We start from the raw sequence: 19294 nt of genomic DNA, 5'->3' as shown, positions 1-19294 counted from the left end.
CGGCTCTCCAGCCTCCGCTCCTCTTCCTGTACGTCGCCAAACTCTGCACCCTCGCTGGCGTGATTTTGGCGTGAACACTACCACGGAACCCCCGCTTCGCTCCGCGTGCTGTCGGGATACGCACCGCCCGGAACCCTTATAAACCACGGTATAACGGCAAAAGCCTCAAAATGTAATATTCTGTCGGGTCGCTTTAGGGTCTCTCCCGGGGCACCACGATATCCCTCCCAAATTGCCTGCGAGGCCCCTGGAATCGCCTGTTCCAGGGGGCTTGGCAAATGAGTTTGAGTTAGCGTAGAGTGGGTCAACTGTGTTTGCATGGGTCGCCTTGAATCGTGACCTGGTGCAGTAGATCCCAAGATCCGCTACATCCCGCTCGACTTCTCTTACTCTCTGCAACCAGTTCCAGCCCTCTCGCGCCTGAAAATCCGGGAGGCTGTCATCAACTCTAGTTTCAAGGAAATAAGACAATGTCGAATCGTCAAACCGGCACCGTCAAATGGTTCAACGACGAGAAGGGCTTCGGCTTCATCACCCCCGAGAGCGGTCCGGATCTGTTCGTGCACTTCCGCGCTATCGAAGGTAGTGGCTTCCGTAGCCTGAAAGAAGGCCAGAAAGTGACTTTCGAAGCCGTGCAAGGCCAGAAAGGCATGCAAGCCGACAAGGTCCAGGTTCTGGGCTAATCGCTGCTGCTACGAAAGAGCCCCTGATGGCGACATCAGGGGCTTTTTTGTGTCCGGTGATTTTTGTGCCCGGCGTTTCCAGACCGTACAATCCGGCGCGGTTCCCTTCCCTGTCGAGCTGTCCATGCCCAAGCACATGCTGCGCCCCCAGGGCGACTTCCCCGTCGCCGGCCTGATCCGCCGCTTCGCCGCGATGTTCTACGACTTCCTGCTGTGCGTCGCGCTGGTGATGGTGGTCGGCCTGATCTATCAGCAGGGCCTGCTACGGCTGATCTACGGCGGCGAACGGCTGATGGAGCTGTCCGAGATGGGCGCCCTGGACAACGACCCGCTGCTGGCCAGCCTGGTGCTGCTCAGCCTGTTCGGTTTCTTCGCTAAGTTCTGGACCCACAACGGCCAGACCCTCGGCATGCAGGCCTGGGGCCTGCGCATCCAGAACGCGGACGGCTCGGCCATCAGCCTGTGGCAGGCGCTGCTGCGCTTCGTGGTGGCCATCGGCTCCTGGCTGTTCCTCGGCCTCGGCTTCCTCTGGGCGCTGTGGGACAAGGAGAAGCGCAGCTGGCACGACATCTATTCGGAAAGCCGCGTGGTACAGCTGCCCAAGGGCATTCACAAGAAATAGGTGCAGCTTTGGCTGCGAGCTGTTTTCGGGGCTGGGAGAAAAAGCTCGCGGCCAAGGCCGCTCCCACGGGGCGTCTGACCAGCCGATGTTCTCCGTGAACGGGTTGCAAACGCTCAGGCGGCAGCCAGTCCCGGTATCAGCACGTTGCTGACCAGCCAGGCGGTCGCCAGAGCACCGATCAGGCAGACGATCGCTCCGCCGGCGGCCTGCCAGTAGAAGCGCCGCGCCAGTTCGTCCTCCCCGCTGTTGGAAAGAATGAAGGGATAGGACTCTCCCGGCCGGCTCAGCTGGTGATGCACCGGCGCCTCGCCGCGCGCCGCGTGGCGACGCTGGGCCTCGGCCCGCGCCGACTGGCGCATGCGCTCCCACTCCGAAGTGTCCAGCTGGCCGTCACCGTTGACGTCGAAGCGCTGCAGCAGGCCGGCGAAGTCGCTCTTCCACTCGCGGATCACCTCGCCCTGCGCCTGGGTCAGGTCGAAGGCCTCGGCACCGCCCAGGGTGCGGAAATTGCCGATGGCGTAGAGGGGCTGGTCGGCGTGCAGGCGCTCCTCGATGTAGCGGTAGTGGCCGCTACCGCCGAGCAGCATGCCGAACAGCCCCAGGCTCGGCCCGTTGGGGTTGCCCATGGGCCGGCGCTCGTTGCCGTACCAGGTTTCGCGGACGACCGGCCGCACCTCCGCGCCGCGCGGGTTGATCAGGCATTCGCCGGTGGCGTCGCGCAGGCGCAACCAGGCTTCGCTGGTGCCGCTCTCGAGCACGCGCCAGGAGCGGCGCTTGCCCTGCTCGCTGTATTCCTCGACCTTGAAGCGCCACCACAGGCAGGACGTGCCGGACAACGGCGCGCGCACCTCGCCTTCGTCATGGGCATGCAGCACACCGTAAAGCTCGACATAGCCCTGCGCCGCCGAGCGAATCTTCGAGGTCGGCGTGTTGAGCAGGAAGCGCGCCTCGGACAGGCGCCTGATGCACCACCAGCCGCCGCCGGCGCAGGTGCCGACGCTGAAGAACAGGCTGATCGCCAGCCCACCGACATCCATGCTCAGTTGAACAGCGACTTGAGGTCGACGTCGGCCTTCTCTTCCTCGCTGAACTGCAGCAGTTCGGCTTCCTTGAAGGCGAACAGGCGTGCCAGGATCACGTCGGGGAACTGCTCGATGCGCACGTTGTTCAGGTTGACCGCCTCGTTGTACAGCTCGCGGCGGTCGGCGATGGCGTTCTCCAGGCCGGAGATGCGCTGCTGCAGGTGCTGGAAGCTCTCGTTGGCCTTGAGGTCCGGGTAGTTCTCGGCCAGGGCGAACAGCTGGCCCAGGCCGGCGCGCAGGGTGCTCTCGGCCTTGCCCAGGGCGCCCACGTCATGCTGCTCGCGGGCACTGGCCACGGCGCTACGGGCGGCCACCACCCGCTCCAGAGTGGTGCGCTCGTGCTGCATGTACTGCTTGCAGGTTTCCACCAGCTTGGGCAGTTCGTCGTGGCGCTGCTTGAGCAGCACGTCGATGTTCGACCAGGCCTTGCTCACCCCGTGTTTGAGGCGCACCAGGCCGTTGTAGAGGACCACCGCCCAGGCGGCGAGGAGGAACAGCACGACGAGTACGACGACGGCAGTGAGGCTCATGGACAACGCTCCTTGTGGACTGCCGGCATTCTAGCGACAGCGCGTCCCGCCTCTCAACGCAGCGCGGGAAAACGGCTTTGCAATTAATGAAAATCTTTCGCATCATTGGGCGGTTTTCCCGCCTTCCAACACTAGAAGCAAAGGACTCCGCCATGACTCGCATGCCCCTGGCCACCGCCAGCCTGCTGGCCCTCGCCATTTCCCTCGCCGGCTGCGGCGACGACAAGAAAGAGGCCGCCGCGCCGCAAGCTCAAGCGCCGGCCGCCGCCAACACCGAAGCCCCGGCCACCGCCGCTGCGAACAAAGTGGACGAAGCCGCCGCCAAGGCCGTGGTCGCCCACTACGCCGACCTCGCCCTGGCCGTGTTCAGCGACGCCGCCAGCACCGGCAAGAGCCTGCAGAGCGCCATCGACGCCTTCCTCGCCAACCCCAGCGAAGACACCCTGAAGGCGGCCAAGGAAGCCTGGCTGGCGGCCCGCGTGCCGTACATGCAGACCGAGGTGTTCCGCTTCGGCAACGCCGTGGTCGACGACTGGGAAGGCCAGCTGAACGCCTGGCCGCTGGACGAAGGCCTGATCGACTACGTGGCCGGCGACTACCAGCACGCGCTGGGCAACCCGGGCGCCAGCGCCAACATCATCGCCAACACCACCATCCAGGTCGGCGAAGACAAGATCGACGTCACCGAGATCACTGGCGAGAAACTGGCCGAGCTGAACGAGCTGGGCGGTTCCGAGGCCAACGTCGCCACCGGCTACCACGCCATCGAATTCCTGCTCTGGGGCCAGGACCTGAACGGCACCAACCCGGGCGCCGGCAACCGTCCCTACACCGACTACCTGACCGGCGAAGGCGCCACCGGCGGCAACAACGAGCGTCGCCGCACCTACCTGAAGGCCGCCACCGACCTGCTGGTCGCCGACCTGGACGGCATGGTCGAGCAGTGGAAGGCCGGCGTCGCCGACAACTACCGCGCCAAGCTGGAAGCCGAGTCGGCCGAGAGCGGCCTGCGCAAGATGCTGTTCGGCATGGGCAGCCTGTCCCTCGGCGAGCTGGCCGGCGAGCGCATGAAGGTCGCCCTGGAAGCCAACTCCACCGAAGACGAGCACGACTGCTTCAGCGACAACACCCACAACTCGCACTTCTACAACGGCAAGGGCATCCGCAACATCTACCTGGGCGAGTACAAGAAGGTCGACGGCACCACCCTGACCGGCCCGAGCCTGTCCTCCCTGGTCGCCAAGCTGGACGCCCAGGCCGACAGCGCCCTCAAGGCCGACCTGGAAACCACCGAGGCCAAGCTGCAGGCCCTGGTCGACAGCGCCGAGAAGAACAACGTGCACTTCGACCAGCTGATCGCCGCCGACAACGCGGACGGCCAGCAACTGGTGCGTGACGCCATCGCCGCGCTGGTCAAGCAGACCGGCTCCATCGAGAAGGCTTCCGCTGTGCTGGGTATCAGCGACCTGAACCCGGACACCGCCGACCACGAGTTCTGATCGGTCGCCAGCAGTAAAACGGACGGGCCCACGAGGCCCGTCCGTTCTTTTCCCTCCTCCGCTTTACCCTCTCCCCTCTCCCAGGCTCAGTCCGTCCGCTGCACGGCCGCGGCCACATCCACCCTGCGTGGCAACAGACGATGCTCGAAGAACAGGTCGGCGGTGCGCTGCTGCGCAGCGACGATCTCGGCCGTCAGCGGGCCGATCGGCGATGGCGGGCGGTGGCTGAAGGCCCGCGCGATCACCGCCTCGCCCAGGCCGGTAACCCGCGCCAGCAGGGCGATGCTGGCGGCCTCGTCGCTGCGGGTCAGCACCTCGGCGTGGTTCAGCTCGTCGAGCAGCTCGGGCAGGAATCGCGGGTACGCCTCGGCAAACGGTCGCGCCGCCAGCACGAAGGGCCCGCTCAGGTCGAGGCCCTCGCCGTTGGCCAGCAGCCGCGCGCGGCCTTCCAGCTCGATGGCCGAGTAGAACGGGTCCCAGATCGCCCAGGCATCCACGCTGCCGCGCTCGAAGGCGGCGCGGGCGTCGGCCGGTGGCAGGTAGATCGGCTGGATGTCGGCGAACGTCAGCCCCTCGCGGGCCAGCGCGCGTAGCACCAGGTTATGCGCGCTGGAGCCCTTCTGCAGCGCCACACGCTTGCCCTTGAGCTGAGCCACCGACCGGATCGGGCTGTCCTTGGCCACCAGGATCACCTCGGCCTGCGGCTTGGGCGGCTCGGCGCCGATGTACAGCAGGTCGGCCCCGGCGGCCTGGGCGAACAGCGGCGGGATGTCGCCGGTGGAACCCACGTCCAGGCTGCCGATATTCAGCGCTTCGAGCATCTGCGGCCCGGCCGGGAACTCGATCCACTGCACCCGCACCTGGGGGAAACGTTGCTCCAGCATTCGGTATTCCTTGGCCAGCACCAGGCTGGTGGAGCCCTTCTGGAAGCCGATGCGCAGCACCTCGGGCTCGGCCGCCCGCGCCACGCCGGCGAGGGCCAGCAGCGCCAGCACGGCGACGCCGAATCGGATGGTCTTCATCTTCACTCCTGCCAGTCGGTGGACGGTTTTTCCCAGAGATTGATGCCGCCTTCCACCGCGTAGCGGTCGATCTCGGCCAGTTCCTCGGCGCTGAACGCCAGGTTATCCAGGGCGGCGACGTTCTCGACGATCTGCTCCGGGCGGCTGGCGCCGATCAGCGCCGAGCTGACCCGCGGATCGCGCAGGGTCCAGGCCAGCGCCAGTTGGGCCAGGCTCTGCCCGCGGCGCGCGGCGATCTCGTTGAGCGCGCGGGCGCGGGTGATGTTGGCCTCGGACAGGTGCTCCGGGCGCAACGAGGCGCCACCCGGGCGGTTGACCCGCGCGTCCTGCGGAATGCCGTCGAGGTACTTGTCGCTGAGCAGGCCCTGGGCCAGGGCGGTGAACACGATGATGCCGGCGCCCAGCTCGTCGGTAGCGTCGAGCAGGTCCTTTTCGATCCAGCGGTTGAACAGGTTGTAGGCCGGCTGGTGGATCAGCAGCGGCACCTTCAGCTCGCGCAGCAGCGCGGCGATCTCGCGGGTCTTGCCCGCCGAGTAGGAGGAGATGCCGACGTACAGCGCCTTGCCCTGGCGCACGATGTCGGCCAGGGCGATGGCGGTCTCCTCCAGCGGCGTGTCGGCGTCGAAGCGGTGCGAGTAGAAGATGTCCACATAGTCCAGGCCCAGGCGCTGAAGGCTCTGGTCGAGGCTGGAGAGCAGGTACTTGCGCGAGCTGCCGCCCTGGCCGTACGGCCCCGGCCACATGTCCCAGCCGGCCTTGGTGGAGACGATCAGTTCGTCGCGGTGGGCCTGGAAGTCCTCGCGCAGCAGGCGGCCGAAGTTGCTTTCGGCGCTGCCGTAGGGCGGGCCGTAGTTGTTGGCCAGGTCGAAGTGGGTGATGCCCAGGTCGAAGGCGGTGCGCAGCAGCGCGCGCTGGGTGTCGATAGGCGTGGCGTCGCCGAAGTTGTGCCACAGGCCCAGGGACAGGGCCGGCAGCAGCAGTCCGCTGCGGCCGACGCGGCGGTAGGGGATGCGCTGGTAGCGGTTGGCGGCGGGGATGTAGGTCATGGGGAATCCTTGGCGTATCGGTGTGCGGTCTCCCCTCTCCTGCGGGAGAGGGGCCGGGGCGGCCCGCGTAGGGGTGAGGGGCTTCCAGGCTGCTCCGAGTCGCCCATGGCACCCTCACCCCGGCTCTCTCCCGGAGGGATAGGGGGTTGTTCGGCGTCAGGTGAAGAAGGGGTTGCTTGGGTACGGCAGGCCGAGGTGCTCGCGCAGGGTGCGGCCGCGGTACTCGGTGCGGAACAGGCCACGCCGCTGCAGTTCGGGCACTACCTTGGTGGCAACGTCCTCCAGGCCGGCCGGCAGGTGCGGCACCAGCACGTTGAAGCCGTCGGCGCCGCGCCCTTCGAACCAGGCCTGCAGCTCGTCGGCGATCTGCGCCGGCGTGCCGATCAGGCTGTGGTGGCCGCGCCCGCCGGCGATGCGCCGGCCGAGTTGGGCCAGGGTCAGGTTCTCGTTGCCGGCCAGTTCGGTGAGCAGCACCTGGCGACTGCGCTGGCCGTTGTCGGTCAGCGGCAGCTCCGGCAGCGGGCCATCCAGCGGGTAGCCGGACAGGTCGAAGTTGCCGAGCATGCGGCCGAGCAGGGCCACGCCCACCTCGGGCTCGACCAGCTCCTGAAACTGCTCGAATTTCTCGCGGGCCTCGGCCTCGCTGTCGCCGACCACCACGAACACGCCGGGCATGATCTTCAGCTCGTCCTCGCCGCGCCCGTACCTGGCCAGGCGACCCTTGAGGTCGGCATAGAAGGCCTGGGCATTGGCCAGCGAGGTCTGCGCGGTGAACACCACTTCGGCGGTCTCGGCGGCCAGCTCGCGGCCGGTCTCCGAGGAGCCGGCCTGCACCACCACCGGCCGGCCCTGGGGCGAGCGGGCGACGTTGAGCGGGCCGCGCACGCGGAAGTGTTCGCCGTGGTGGTCGAGCACATGCAACTTGGCCGGGTCGTAGAAGCGGCCGCCGGCCTGGTCGTGGACGAAGGCGTCGTCGGCCCAGCTGTCCCACAGGCCGCGCACCACCTGGTGGAACTCGCGGGCGCGGGCGTAGCGCTCGGCGTGCGGAATATGCGCGTCGCGGCCGAAGTTGAAGGCCTCGGCGGCGGCGTCCGAGGTCACCAGGTTCCAGCCGGCGCGGCCGCCGGAGATATGGTCCAGCGAGGCGAACTTGCGCGCCACGTGGTACGGCTCGTTGTAGCTGGTGGTCACCGTGCTCACCAGGCCGATGCGCTCGGTGACGGCGGCCAGCGCCGAGAGCAGGGTCAGCGGCTCGAAGTACACCGAGCGCGGCGTGCGGCTGGCGATGGCATCGGTCGGCGCGGCCACGCTGTCGGCGACGAACAGGGCGTCGAACCTGGCCGCCTCGGCGATCTGCGCGGCGCGGCGGTACTGGGCGAAGTCCAGCGGGTTGGGCACCACGTCCGGGTGGCGCCAGGCGGCGATGTGGTGCCCGGTGGCCATGAGGAAGGCGCCGAGGCTGAGTTGACGGGGTTGGCTCATGAACAGATACCTGAATCGATGACGTTGCCGCCCGGCCGTTCTGCGCCGGCTCGGGCGGGTTCTGCACGCGGCGTTTGCCTGGTGCGCATGGCGCACCCTACGGGTCGTGTGCACGGGCCAACGTAGGGTGCGCCGCGCGCACCACGGCGCCTCAAGCTCAGAAGTCCTTGCGCAGCTGCACGCCGAAGTAGCGCTGGTCGTCGCGCGGCACCGCGCGGTAGATATAGCTGCCGCCGCTGGCCAGGGCCTGGGCGTAGGATTTGTCGGCGAGGTTCTTGCCCAGCAGGGCCACGCGCCAACCGGCGTTGTAGTCGGCCAGGGCGACGCTGGCGTTCCAGATGCCGTAGGCGCCCTGCACCGTGTCCGGGTTCTGGTCGAGGCTGAACTGCACCTCGTCCTGCCAGCTGTAGTCGGTGCTCAGTTCCACATCCAGGCCGTTGTCCAGCGGGATGCTGTAGTCGGCGCGCGCGTAGCTCTTCCAGTCCGGGGTGAACGGCAGGCGGCCGCCGTCGATGTCGCAGGTGGCCGCCGCGCCGGGCGGGCAGTTGAAGTGGTCGACCCGCGCCTGGGTGTAGGCCAGCGCCGCCGACAGCTTGAGCTGGCGGGTGGCCTGCAGGCTGGCGTCCAGTTCCACGCCCCGGGTCTTGACGCTGCCGGCGTTGATCAGGCGGGTCACCACCTGGTTGGCCACGGTGTCGAAGAAGTTGGCCTGGTAGTCGTCGTAGTCGGTGTGGAACACGGCCAGGTTGGCGGTCAGGCGGTTGTTCCAGGCCGTGCTCTTGAGGCCCAGCTCGTAGGAGTCGGAGGTCTCCGGCTTGAGCGCGCCGGTGTCGCGCGGCTGCATGTTGAAGAAGGTGTTGTAGGCCGGGCCCTTGTAGCCGCGCGAGTAGGTGACGTAGCCGGTGAGGTTGTCGGTGAAGTCGTACTGCAGGCCGGTGCGGCCGCTGAAGCCGTCCTCGTCCACCGAGCCTTCGCTGCGGGTCGAGGGCTGGATGCCGGTGACCGGCGTGGCCGAGGTGGACACCCGGCGGTGGTCGTATTCCAAGTCGTCGTGGGTCCAGCGCAGGCCGAGCAGGGCACGGAAGTCGTCGGTGAAGTTGAATGTGTTCTCGCCGAACAGTGCCACGCTCTCGTTGGTTACGCGGTAGTCGGCGCGGCCGTGGTTGAGCACACCGCCGTTGGTCGACCAGCGCTGGTAGGCCTCGTCGGAGCGGCCGTGGAAGTAGTAGGCGCCGAGCACGTATTCGTTGAAGCCGCCCTTCGGCGAGGTCAGGCGGAACTCCTGGGAATACTGGTCGAAGTCCACCTCGCCCTTGTCGTGGGAGGCGGTCAGCGGCAGCTGGGCGCTGCGGTCGCCGTCCTGGTACTGGGTGTTGTCCCAGCCGCGCCAGGCGGTGATCGAGGTCAGGGTGAAGTCGCCCAGCTGCCAGTCGGCCTGGCCGGACAGGCCGGTGTTGCTGTCCTCGACACGGGTCTTGAAGTCGGCGTTGATCTCGCGGTTGTGCCCGCTCACCGACACCGGGCGCAGCACGCCGGCGAAGGCCGCGTTGGCCGAGGTGATCACGCCGCTGGGCAGGCTGTCCTCGCCGTCCATGTAGTCGCCGATCAGGGTGAAGCTGAAGTCCTCGCTCGGCTCGAACTGCAGCTTGCCACGCACGCCCTTGCGCTCGTAGCCATTGACGTCGTGACCGTTGTGAACGTTCTCCACGTTGCCGTCGTAGCTGCCCCACAGGGTGCTCAGCGAGCCCTTGAGGCTGTCGTTCAGGCGCCCGCCGAGGCCGAAGCGCAGGCGGTTTTCGTTGCCGCCGCCGAAGTGCGAGTAGTCGATGTAGCCGCCGGTTTCTTCCGGCGCGTCCTTGCTGACCACGTTGAGCACGCCGGCCGAGGCGTTCTTGCCGAACAGGGTGCCCTGCGGGCCGCGCAGCACTTCGATGCGCTGCAGGTCGAGCAGGTCCAGGGTGGACTGGCCGGGGCGGCCGAACACCACCCCATCGACCACGGTGGCCACAGTCGGCTCGACGCCCGGCGAGGTGGATATGGTGCCCACGCCGCGGATGAACAGCGAGGTGTCCTTGTTCGAGGCGCCGGCCCGGTAGTTGAGGGTCGGTACTTCCTGGACGATGGCGGCGACGTTGTTGCGGTTGCCGCGTTCGAGCTGCTCGCCGTCGACCACCGAGACGGCCACCGGCACTTCCTGCAGCGAGGCTTCGCGGCGGGTGGCGGTGACGGTCACGGTGCCGAGGGCGGTGGCCTGTTCGGCGCCGTCGCGGGCGACCTGCTCGGCCCAGGCGGCCTGGCCCAGGGTGGTGAGGAGAACGGCCGCGGCCAGCGGGCTGCGGGTGAATTGGCGAGTGGATCGATTGCTGTGCATGTGCTGCCCCGAGATGACCAGACGGTGTTGGTTCAGGGTTGTCGGTGTCTGGTCTCGCTCGTGCGAGTGGCAGCGTGGTGCGCGCAACCCATGGCTTGTTAGCGCTAACATCGCCAGTATCGGAGAGCCTCTGATAGAGCGTCAAATAATTAAAAATTACTTTTATATTCCAGTTTTCTGATGATCATCCGGTAGGGTGCGCCGTGCGCACCGAGGGCATCGACGCCAACTTCACGGTGCGCACGGCGCACCCTACTCGTCTTTCCACAAGCCTTTGTTAGCGCTAACAGATGCAGTATGGTGGAGCCCTTTTCGGTTCCGGGACCTCACCGTGAGCAGCAGCAAGGATTCCCCGCGCAAGCGCCGTGGCGCCGGGCGTGTCACCCTCAGCCAGGTGGCCGAGCGGGCCGGCGTCTCGGCGATCAGCGTGTCGCGCTTCTTCAACCAGCCGGAGCAGGTCTCGGGCGAGCTGCGCGAACGCATCCAGGCAGCGGTGACCGACCTCGGCTACGTGCCCAACCTGGTGGCCGGCGGCCTGGCCTCGGCGCGCGGGCGGATCGTCGGCATGGTCATCCCGAACATCTCCGGGCCGATCTTCGCCGCCACCATCCAGGGCTTCAGCGACACCCTGGCGAAGCACGGCTACCAGTTGCTGCTGGCCTCCAGCTACTTCTCCGAGGAGCAGGAGGAGAGCGCCGTGCGCGCCTTCCTCGGCTGGTCGCCGGCGGCGCTGGTGGTCACCAGCCACTTCCACAGCCCCGGCACCGAGAAGCTGCTGGCCGAGGCCGACGTACCAGTGGTGGAGATCTGGGACTACCGCCCCGAGCGCGCGCCGCTGCAGGTCGGTTTCCTCCACTACGAGGTCGGCGTGACCGCCACCCGCCACCTGCTGCAGCGGGGCTACACCCGCATCGCTTTCGTGCAGAACAGCGCGGCCGGCGACCTCAGCGCCCTGGAGCGCCGCGACGGCTACGTCGACACCCTGAGCGCCGCCGGCATCGAGCCCTGGGTGTTCGTACCCTCGGCCGACGCCGCGCCGTTCGAGGCCGGCAAGCAGGCGATGGACGCCCTGATGAAGCGCAGCCCGCGGCCGGATGCCATCGTCTTCGCCAACGACAACCTGGCCGCCGGCGGCCTGCTCGCCGGCCAGCGCGCCGGCCTGAGGATTCCCGGGGACTGCGCGGTGATCGGCTTCGGCGACTATCCCTTCGCCGAGATGCTGCTGCCCAGCCTGACCACCGTGCGCCCGCCGGCCCGGGAGATCGGCGAGATCGCCGCGCTGCGGGTGCTGCAGAGCCTCGGCGTGTTGGAAACTGACGGCGAGCCCGAGCGGCTGAACCTGCTGCAGTGCGCGCTGATCGTGCGGGAAAGCGCCTAGTACCAGCCTTACGACGGGATGGACGGTGACTCGGCCCGGGCCGAATAGGGCATAATCGCCGCCTTCCTGCCTGCCCTGCCCCCGCGCCCTCGATCTCGATCATCGGCGCGGCGGCGTCGTTTTCCGGATGATCCATGCACCCCAGTACCCTGCTCTCCCTGCCCCTGCTGGCCCTCGCCCTCGGCGGTTTCGTCGTCGGCAGCAGCGAATTCATCATCATGGGCCTGCTGCCCGAGGTGGCCGCCGACCTGGGCGTGAGCCTGGCCGACGCCGGCCTGCTGGTCAGCGCCTACGCCATGGGCGTGGTGATCGGCGCGCCGCTGCTCGGCCCGCTGCTGGGCCGCCTGCCGCGCCGGCAGGCGCTGTTCTGGCTGATGGGCACCTATGCCCTGGGCAACCTCGGCTGCGCCCTGGCGCCGGACTACCACTGGCTGCTGGCGATGCGCATGCTCACCGCCTTCAGCCATGCCGGCTTCTTCGGCTGCGCCACCCTGCTCGCCGCCGAGCTGGCGCCGCTGCACCGCCGCGCCTCGGCCATGGCCCTGGTGCTGAGCGGGCTGACCATCGCCAACGTGCTCGGCGTACCGCTGGGCGCCTGGCTGGGCCAGGCCACCAGCTGGCGGGTGACCTTCGCCGTGGTCGCCGGCATCGGCCTGCTCGCGCTGCTCGCCCAGGCCCTGTGGCTGCCCAGGGTGGCGCCGCCCATGCACGGCACCCACGGCGCCTGGGCCGGCATCCTGCGCCGGCCGGTGCTGCACGCGCTGCTGGTGTGCAGCCTGTCGTCAGTGGCGCTGTTCAGCGTGTTCACCTACATCGCCCCGCTGCTGCGCGACATCAGCGGCTTCAGCCCGTCGCAGAGCAACGGCGCGCTGCTGCTGTTCGGCGTCGGCCTGACCCTGGGCAACCTGCTCGGCGGCCGCCTGGCCGACCGCGGCGTGCGCCACGCCATCCCGCTGGCCCTGGGCAGCGGCCTGCTGTGCATGCTGGTGTACTACGCCTTCGGCGCCTCGCAGGTGCTGACCCTGGCGCTGCTGTTCGCCTGGGGAGTGGCCAGCTTCGCGGTGTCCTCGCCGCTGCAGCTGCTGCTGGTGGAACAGGCCGGCGAGTCGGCCAGCCTGGCCGCCACCCTCAGCCACGCCGCCTTCAACCTGGGCAACGCCAGCGGCGCCTTCCTAGGCGGCGTCTGGCTCAGCGCCCACTACGGCCTGGCCGAGCTGCCGCTGTTCGGCGCCGCGCTGTTGGCCGTGGCGGCGCTGGTGGCGTTGCCGCTACCGCGCCTGCTCGCCACCCGCGAGCGGCTCACGCCGCACTGAATCAGGCGGCCGGTCAGCGCTTCACGCAGACGAACAGCGCATTCCCGGCAGCGCCGTCCCAAGGCGTGATCCGCTCATAGTCGTGGGCGAACACATGCACCTCGAAATGCGGCCGCAACAGCCGTTGCAGCTCGGCGAAGTCCAGCGCGACCATGGCGTGCTCGTCCTGCCAGGCCTGGGTCACGCCGGCCGTGGTCTTCTCGATGCTCAGGCGCAGCGCCTGGCGGTCACCCTCTCCGCCGTAGTACCAGCCGGAGCCGAAGGCGAACCGGCTGCCCTCGTGCTCCACGCTGTGGCGCACGAACGAGCGGTTGTCGATCTGCCGCTTGTCCACCGCGTTGAAGCAGAACACCCCGCCTTCGGCGAGCGCGGCATGCACGCTGGCCAGGCATTGCCGCAGCTGCGCCAGCCCGGCGTTGTAGTGGATGGAGTAGAGGAAGCAGGTGATCAGGTCCAGCGGCGCGTCCACGGTGAAATCGGCCATGTCCTGCGCGCTGAACCGCGCCTCGGGGCAGCGCTGCCGGGCGAGGTCCAGCATCGGCGGGTTGATGTCCAGGCCGGCGCAGCGGTAGCCGAAGTCGAGGAAGTGGCGCACATGCGGGCCGGTGCCGCAGGCGAGGTCCAGGTGCTCGAGCCCCTGGTTGCCGAACAGCTGGTGCAGCCGGCGCACGCTGTGGCTCTGCGCCTGGTAGTCGATGTCGGCGCACATCAGGTCGTAGTAGGCGGACAGGTCGGTGTACAGCGCGTTGGTGGACATAGGCGGCCAGCGGCGGAGGTTTCGGCGCGGCATGGTACCTCAGTCCCGCCCGCTTCCCGCCGCCAACGGACGAGCCGCCCCCGCCTTGCCCCCGGGCGACGCCGCCCGCGTCAGCTGTTCACGCTGCGCGGCAGGCTCTCCAGCAGGCCGATCTTCTCCAGCCGCGCGCGCACGATGTTGCGGCTGATGCCCAGCAGGCGCGAGGTCTGCAGCTGGTTGCCGTGGCAGAAGCGGTAGGCGGTGCGGAACAGGGTCTCCTCGATGTGCTCGTAGAGTTCCGGCAGGTTGCGCTCGTAGAGGGCCTCCAGCGCCGCTTCCAGGGTGATGTCCGCCGCGGCCGCCACCGGCCCGGGCAGTTCCGCGCGGCCGAGGCTGGAGCGGACGTCGACCAGCTGCAGGTCGCCGGGCTGCACCAGTTGGTTGCGGCACACCAGCAGGGCGTGGTGGATGGCGTTCTCCAGTTCGCGGATGTTGCCCGGCCAGTTGTGCCCGAGCAGCTTGCGCTCGGCCTCCTGGCTCAGCGTGGCGGACTGGTAGCCGAGCCGCTGGCAATGCTCCTTGAGGAAGAATTCGGCCAGCGGCAGGATGTCCCCCGGCCGCTCGCGCAGCGGCGGCAGGCGGATGGTCGCCACGTGCAGGCGGTAGAACAGGTCCTCGCGGAAGTGGCCGGCCACCACTGCGTCGGCCAGGTTAACGTTGGTCGCGGCCACCAGGCGCACGTCGATCGGCACCGGGGTGCGCGAGCCCAGGCGCACCACCTCGCGCTCCTGCAGCACGCGCAGCAGCTTGACCTGCATGTTCAGCGGCAGGTCGCCGATCTCGTCGAGGAACAGGGTGCCGCCGTTGGCCGCCTCGAACCAGCCGGCCTTGCTGGTGGCCGCGCCGGTAAAGGCGCCCTTCTCGTGGCCGAACAGCTCGCTCTCCACCAGGCTCTCCGGGAAGGCGCCGCAGTTCACCGCCACGAACGGCGACTTGCCGCGCCGGCTGAGGTGGTGGATATGCCGCGCCACCAACTCCTTGCCGGTGCCGGTCTCGCCGATGATCAGCGCGTTGGCTTCGCTCGGCGCCAGCCGCTCGATGCGGCTCAGCAGTTCCTGCGAGCGAGGGTCCTTGAACACCAGGACGGTGGCACGCACCGACTTGGTCAGTTCACGGGCCTGGGGATGGGTAAGCAGTGACATGTCGGCGAGTCCGTTGGAAGCCAGGTGCGCCGATAGTGCATGAATCTCTTATATATAAAAAATCATCAATATTCATTTAGTTATTCCTATTAGAGATAAATGAAAAGCTGCTTCCCCAGCAGCAATCCACCAGCAGCCATTGCTGGCCTGGCAGTAACCGACCGAAGCCGGTCGCGTCCTTCGATACAAAAAATTTATCTTCAAATTCAATGACTTGAAAAATATCAACACTGGATCAGCAGCCCGGTACGGTTGTTGCGATAGAGCCAGGGCGGCCCCACTCACGGCGGCCGCCCAACACGACATCGCATCGCGTCGCCGCCCTTCGGCGACGGGACCAAAAGCAAGACTGGGGGCTCCATGTTCAGAAGTACCGCTCTATCCACCGCCATCGCCTTGGCCCTGGGGGGCCTCGCCGGCCCCTACCTGGCGACGGCGCAGGCCGCCGAGACGCAGCCCGCCGGCACGGACGCCGACGCCGCCGTCGAGGCGACGACCAGCACGCCGACCCTGGCCAAGGTGACGGTGACCGCGCAGAAGCGCGAGGAGACCGTGCAGGAAGTCCCCAGCTCGATCTCCGTGCTCGGCGGCGACAAGGTGCGCGACGCCTCGCTGCAATCGGCCAACGAGATCACCCGCTTCATCCCCAACGCCTCGGCCGGCACCACCGAGGGCCACGGCCGGCCGCGCTGGTGGATCCGCGGCCTCGGCAGCGGCGACCAGAACGCCAACACCGTGAGCCCGGTGGGCATCTACGTCGACGACGTCTACATCGCCAACATCAGCGCCAGCGGCTTCCCCCTGTTCGACCAGGAGCGGGTGGAAGTGCTGCGCGGCCCGCAGGGCACCCTGTGGGGCAAGAACACCACCGCCGGCGCGATCAACTTCATCTCGCGCAAGCCGACCTTCGACCGCTCCGGCTACTTCAAGGTCGGCCTCGGCGACTACGCCGACCGCGTGGTGGAAGGCGCGATCAGCGACGCGCTGGTCGACGACCGCCTGGCCGCGCGCCTGTCGCTGCGCCACCAAGGCCGCGACGGCTACAACGAGAACCTCAACGACAACGACGACCAGGGCGCCCTGGAAGACGACGCCGTGCGCCTGCAGTTCCTCGCGCGGATCAACGACGACCTGGAGGCCAACCTCAACCTCCACGCCCGCCACTACCACGACACCGGCGGCTACAGCACCGTCAGCTACGGCCTGCGCCCGGACGGCACCAACCAGTTCGGCTACGCCATCGACCCGAAGAAGGGCAAGGTCAACTACAACGCCAAGTACGACGCCGACATCGACCAGGCCGGCGCCAACCTCAACCTCACCTGGCAGCTCGGCGACCTGTCGCTGACCTCGATCACCGCCTTCGAACACTTCCAGCGCGAGGGCGTGACCGACAGCGACAACACCCCGCTGGACCTGCAACGCAGCTACAGCGACGTGGACAGCAAGCAGTGGTCGCAGGAACTGCGCCTGGCCTCGCCGCGCGAGGACCGCCTGAACTGGGTGATCGGCTTCCACTACTTCGACGAGGACCTCAACTCGGAAAGCGCCGCCGCCGCGCTGAACAACCCCTACATCCCGCGCGCCTACAACAACAGCAAATACAACCAGGGCACCGAGAGCTACGCCCTGTTCGGCAGCACCACCTATCGCTTCACCGACGACTTCAGCCTCACCGCCGGCCTGCGCTGGACCCGCGAGACCAAGGACATCGACCTGCGCCGCCTGCAGAACCAGGGCCAGGCCGGCTTCGCCGGCGGCGACTGGTGGCAGGTCGGCAACGTCACCACCCCGCTGCTGGTCAACGCCGTGCAGGACGAGAGCAACACCTGGAGCGACTGGACCTACGACCTGACGCCCGAGTACCGCCTCTCCGACAACGCGCGGGTCTACTTCCGCTACGCCTACGGCTTCCGCTCCGGCGGCTACAACACCAGCGCGGTCAACCAGGCCACCGTCGCCACCGTGGACCCGGAATACCTGACCAGCTACGAGCTGGGCCTCAAGTCGGAATGGTTCGACGGCCGCCTCAACGCCAACGCCGCGCTGTTCTACTACGACTACGAGGACATCCAGCTCAACATCGTCACCGCGGTCAACAACCAGACCGTCTCGCGCCTGGCCAACGGCGCCCAGGGCGAAGCCTACGGCGCCGAGTTCGAGCTGGAGGCGATCCCGCTGGACAACCTGCACCTGAACTTCGCCCTCGGCCTGCTGCACACCGAGTTCACCGACTACACCTCGGGCAACGACGACTTCTCCGGCAACAAGTTCGTCCGCGCGCCTAGCGTCTCGGCGGTGATCGGCGCCGACTACCGCATCCCGCTGAACGTCGGCGGCGCGATCATCCTCGCCACCGACTGGAACACCCGCAGCCGCCAATACTTCTTCTCCAACGACCAGGGCCAGAACATGCGCAGCGGCGGCTACACCCTGGGCAACGCCAGCGTCACCTACGAGCTGCCGGACGAGACCACCCGCGTCACCGCCTACGTCAACAACCTGACCGACAAGGAATACCGCAACCACACCCTGCCGGGCGGCTTCCAGACCGCCGCGGTGATGTTCGGCGACCCGCGCACCGTGGGCGTCTCCCTCACCACCGACTTCTGATCCGCCCGCCCGCGTCCCCCGGGGCGCGGGCCCTCGCGAGGACCTCGCCATGCAAGCATCCCCCCTCACCCGCCTGCTGCGCCGCCTGGCGCTGCTGCCGGCCGCGCTGCTCGCCGCCCAGGCGGGCGCCGCCGACGCGCCGCAGAGCGTGCGCATCGCCACCGTGGCCTACGCCAACGCCGGCCAGATCACCTTCAACGGCCCGGCCTACGTGATGGACCGCGACAAGTGGCTGGAGCAGGAGCTGGCCAGTCGCGGCGTCAAGCTCGAATGGGTGCCGGCGGCCACCGCCTCGGTCGGCACCTTCGTCAACGAGGAGTTCGCCAACCGGCGCATCGACTTCGCCTTCTACGGCGACCTGCCCTCGATCATCGCCAACGCCTCGGGCATCCCGACCCGGCTGATCGCCCCGGGCGGCAGCGGCAACAACGTCTACCTGGTGGTGCCGCCGGGCTCCACCGCGACCTCCATCGCCGACCTCAAGGGCAAGCGCGTCGCCCTGCACCGGGGCCGGCCGTGGGAGCTGTCGTTCGCCAAGCTGCTGGAGGCCAACCAGCTCGACTTCGGCGACTTCCGCATCTTCAACCTCAACCCCCAGGCCGGCGGCGCGGCGCTCAGCGCGGGCCGGGTGGACGGCTTCTTCACCCTCAGCGACGCCTTCCTGCTGGAGGACAAGAAGGTCGGCAAGATCATCTGGTCGAGCAAGCAGGCCCCGCGCGACTGGAAGATGCGCGCCGAGCTGTGGGGCGCCAGCGACTTCGTCGCCGCACAGCCGGAACTGACCCAGCTGGTGGTCAATGCCTACCTGAAGGCGGCCCACTGGACCTCCCAGGAAGAGAACAAGGACACCTACCAGGGCTACCTGTCGAAGTCCGGCCAGCCGCTCAGCGTGCTGCAGCGCGAGGTGGAGGGCGAGTCCTGGCCGCAGCACTTCACCCCGCTGTACGACCAGGCGCTGAAACAGCACTACGCCGACGCCATCGCCTACAGCCGCAAGGCCAAGCTGATCCGCAGCGATGTCGACGTGAACGCGCTGATCGAGCCCAGGTTCGTCGAGCAGGGGTTGAAGGACTTGCAGCTGGAACACTACTGGCAGGACGCCCCGGAGACGGTGGCTCGGCAGCCCTGAGTGGAGTGGCTTTGTGATGGGCCGAGACCCCTCTGTAGGGTGCGCCGTGCGCACCAGTGGTGCCGACAATTCCGACGTTCCGTTCGAATGAAAGCAGCGCTTTCACCCGACTACAGCCTGTTTCTTGTAGGAGCCAGCTTGCTCGCTCCCACAAAAGCCAAGCGGCCTGCGTAGGGTGCGCTGTGCGCACCGATGACTCGGAGGGCGGTGCGCATGGCGCACCCTACAACCACCCGAGCACCCGAGCACCCGAGCACCCGAGACAGCTGCTTTACCCGGACTGCCAGGCAACACCAAACGCCCCTTCAGGAGGGTGAGCAGAATCGTTGCGGAGAGGGGCGAGCCGCAGGGATGCGGCGAGAGAACTAGGTCTCCCCGCTTGAAGGGCCATGGATGCCCCTTGCAAGCCGGCCCTCGGAGCGACGATGGAGCGAACGAAGCGTAGCGCAGCGAAGTAACCGCCGCTGGCTGGTCCGAAGGGCGAGCGTAGCGAGTCACCCGGAGCTGGGCATAGGGCCGTACGGCGGGGCCGGCCATCCGGGCGACTGCCAAAAAGAACTCGCCGGGGATGGCGAAACCAAGGGTG

Annotated in this window: 15 protein-coding genes; 7 read left to right on the top strand and 8 right to left on the bottom strand. The window is 67.9% G+C overall.

Translation table 11 applies throughout. The annotated features are described in order from the left end of the window. Nucleotides 1-470 precede the first annotated feature (470 nt). Both N7640_RS00525 and N7640_RS00520 read left to right on the top strand, forming a co-directional pair. Nucleotides 471-683 (top strand): cold-shock protein, encoded by a 213-nt coding sequence (locus N7640_RS00525; protein ID WP_021700367.1) that lies wholly within the window; start codon nucleotides 471-473, stop codon nucleotides 681-683. Nucleotides 684-807: 124 nt separating this feature from the next. Continuing rightward, on the top strand, nucleotides 808-1305 hold the full coding sequence (locus N7640_RS00520) for an RDD family protein (protein ID WP_279903249.1): 498 nt from the start codon (nucleotides 808-810) through the stop codon (nucleotides 1303-1305). A 113-nt stretch (nucleotides 1306-1418) separates the two neighbouring features. Here N7640_RS00520 and N7640_RS00515 read toward each other — a convergent pair whose 3' ends face one another. Both N7640_RS00515 and N7640_RS00510 read right to left on the bottom strand, forming a co-directional pair. Then, complete coding sequence (locus tag N7640_RS00515; protein WP_279903250.1) at nucleotides 1419-2342, bottom strand: GIDE domain-containing protein; 924 nt, start codon at nucleotides 2340-2342, stop codon at nucleotides 1419-1421. A 2-nt stretch (nucleotides 2343-2344) separates the two neighbouring features. Then, a complete protein-coding gene (locus tag N7640_RS00510; protein WP_220815518.1) occupies nucleotides 2345-2917 on the bottom strand; it encodes a LemA family protein in 573 nt (190 codons plus the stop codon). Nucleotides 2918-3069: 152 nt separating this feature from the next. Here N7640_RS00510 and N7640_RS00505 point away from each other — a divergent pair, with 152 nt between their 5' ends. Continuing rightward, the gene (locus N7640_RS00505) at nucleotides 3070-4416 is read left to right on the top strand and encodes an imelysin family protein (RefSeq protein WP_279903251.1); all 1347 of its coding nucleotides are present in this window, start codon (nucleotides 3070-3072) and stop codon (nucleotides 4414-4416) included. Between the two features lie 86 nt (nucleotides 4417-4502). On the opposite strand, the gene N7640_RS00500 is transcribed toward N7640_RS00505, so the two are convergent. From N7640_RS00500 to N7640_RS00485, 4 genes are all read right to left on the bottom strand, one after another. Beyond that, on the bottom strand, nucleotides 4503-5438 hold the full coding sequence (locus N7640_RS00500) for an aliphatic sulfonate ABC transporter substrate-binding protein (protein WP_279903253.1): 936 nt from the start codon (nucleotides 5436-5438) through the stop codon (nucleotides 4503-4505). 2 nt (nucleotides 5439-5440) lie between these two features. Further along, nucleotides 5441-6484, bottom strand: a complete 1044-nt coding sequence (gene mgrA / locus N7640_RS00495) for an L-glyceraldehyde 3-phosphate reductase (protein ID WP_279903255.1) — start codon at nucleotides 6482-6484, stop codon at nucleotides 5441-5443. 156 nt (nucleotides 6485-6640) lie between these two features. Continuing rightward, nucleotides 6641-7966: an LLM class flavin-dependent oxidoreductase gene (locus N7640_RS00490; protein WP_279903257.1), complete on the bottom strand. Its 1326-nt coding sequence runs from the start codon at nucleotides 7964-7966 to the stop codon at nucleotides 6641-6643. A gap of 157 nt (nucleotides 7967-8123) precedes the next feature. Then, nucleotides 8124-10337: a TonB-dependent receptor gene (locus N7640_RS00485; RefSeq protein WP_279903259.1), complete on the bottom strand. Its 2214-nt coding sequence runs from the start codon at nucleotides 10335-10337 to the stop codon at nucleotides 8124-8126. A gap of 331 nt (nucleotides 10338-10668) precedes the next feature. Between N7640_RS00485 and N7640_RS00480 the strand changes: the two genes are divergently transcribed. Together N7640_RS00480 and N7640_RS00475 are read left to right on the top strand one after the other, a co-directional pair. Next, entirely contained in the window at nucleotides 10669-11715 is a 1047-nt protein-coding gene (locus N7640_RS00480) for a LacI family DNA-binding transcriptional regulator (protein ID WP_279903260.1), read from the top strand. Nucleotides 11716-11849: 134 nt separating this feature from the next. Continuing rightward, entirely contained in the window at nucleotides 11850-13028 is a 1179-nt protein-coding gene (locus N7640_RS00475; protein WP_279903261.1) for an MFS transporter, read from the top strand. Nucleotides 13029-13041: 13 nt separating this feature from the next. Here N7640_RS00475 and N7640_RS00470 read toward each other — a convergent pair whose 3' ends face one another. Beyond that, on the bottom strand, nucleotides 13042-13785 hold the full coding sequence (locus tag N7640_RS00470; RefSeq protein ID WP_279903263.1) for a class I SAM-dependent methyltransferase: 744 nt from the start codon (nucleotides 13783-13785) through the stop codon (nucleotides 13042-13044). Nucleotides 13786-13895: 110 nt separating this feature from the next. Further along, nucleotides 13896-14966 carry a sigma-54 dependent transcriptional regulator gene (locus N7640_RS00465; protein ID WP_220815526.1) on the bottom strand — a complete coding sequence of 357 codons (1071 nt, stop codon included), beginning with the start codon at nucleotides 14964-14966 and terminating at the stop codon, nucleotides 13896-13898. 360 nt (nucleotides 14967-15326) lie between these two features. On the opposite strand from N7640_RS00465, the gene N7640_RS00460 reads away from it, so the two are divergent. Next, nucleotides 15327-17579: a TonB-dependent receptor gene (locus N7640_RS00460; protein ID WP_279903264.1), complete on the top strand. Its 2253-nt coding sequence runs from the start codon at nucleotides 15327-15329 to the stop codon at nucleotides 17577-17579. Nucleotides 17580-17628: 49 nt separating this feature from the next. Then, the gene (locus N7640_RS00455) at nucleotides 17629-18708 is read left to right on the top strand and encodes an ABC transporter substrate-binding protein (protein WP_279903265.1); all 1080 of its coding nucleotides are present in this window, start codon (nucleotides 17629-17631) and stop codon (nucleotides 18706-18708) included. Nucleotides 18709-19294: the final 586 nt, after the last annotated feature.

The sequence above is a fragment of the Pseudomonas sp. GD04015 genome, assembly GCF_029837675.1.
Classification (GTDB): domain Bacteria; phylum Pseudomonadota; class Gammaproteobacteria; order Pseudomonadales; family Pseudomonadaceae; genus Aquipseudomonas; species Aquipseudomonas paralcaligenes.
Note: the sequence above shows the minus strand (reverse complement) of the source record. Positions and strands in the feature narration are given on the sequence as shown.